The organism is Tsukamurella conjunctivitidis (assembly GCF_007858475.1).
GTDB classification, from domain to species: Bacteria; Actinomycetota; Actinomycetes; order Mycobacteriales; family Mycobacteriaceae; genus Tsukamurella; species Tsukamurella conjunctivitidis.
The window spans coordinates 1-818 of the sequence record NZ_VIGX01000067.1; the positions used below are offsets into that span (position 1 = coordinate 1).

Sequence of the window (818 nt, forward strand, 5' to 3'; positions counted from 1 at the left end):
GATGTTGGGACTCTCGGTGCCGGGCACGGTGCTGGGTATCGGATACCTGGTCACCTTCAACAAGCCACTCGCCATTGGTCACGTCCAGTTGCTTCCGGCTCTGGCAGGTGGGGGTGCCGTCTTCGGTGGGGCCGTCGCCATCATCATGGTCTACATTGCCCGTTCAATGCCCTCGGGCCAGCGCTCAGGTGTGGCGAGCCTCCAGCAGATCGACAAGGCGATCGACGAGGCCTCGACGTCGTTGGGTGCCTCCGGGCTCAAGACCTTCATCCGGGTCACCCTCCCGTTGATCCGCCCTGCTTTCATCGCAGGGCTCACCTACGCCTTTGCCCGGTCGATGACGACCCTTTCCCCGATCATCTTCATCACCACCCCCCACACCAAGATCATGACGTCCCAGATCCTCTCGGAAGTCGACGCTGGCCGATTCGGCAATGCGTTCGCGTTCTGCACGATCCTCATCGTCATTGTCATGGCAGTCATCGGTCTCATGAACCTCCTGGTCCGGGACTCCTCTGTGAAGTCACAGGCGCGGACCGGTCTGTGATCAGGCACCACGAAAGGCCAGTACCGTGAACCCACGAGCCAGCGAAGACATCGTCGTCACCGAGGGAGTGGAGGAGTTCCTCTCCCGCGATGGGACACGTGAGACCGGGCACCTGCAGCTGCAGGATCTTGTGAAGGTCTTCGAGGACGGTGGGGCCGATGTCCGCGCTGTCGACGGCATCAACCTTGACATCGCTCCAGGGGAGTTCGTCACCCTGCTCGGACCATCCGGGTGTGGCAAGACGACCACGCTGCGCATGATTGCGGGCTTT

The 818-nt window shown here is 61.9% G+C and carries 2 protein-coding genes; both read left to right on the forward strand.

The genetic code is table 11. The features are described 5' to 3' along the window. The coding region (locus tag FK530_RS24380) for an ABC transporter permease (RefSeq protein WP_146489426.1) at positions 1–547 on the forward strand (547 nt) is incomplete at its 5' end. Positions 548–614: 67 nt separating this feature from the next. Beyond that, on the forward strand, positions 615–818 hold a 204-nt coding region (locus tag FK530_RS24385), incomplete at its 3' end, for an ATP-binding cassette domain-containing protein (protein WP_231706783.1).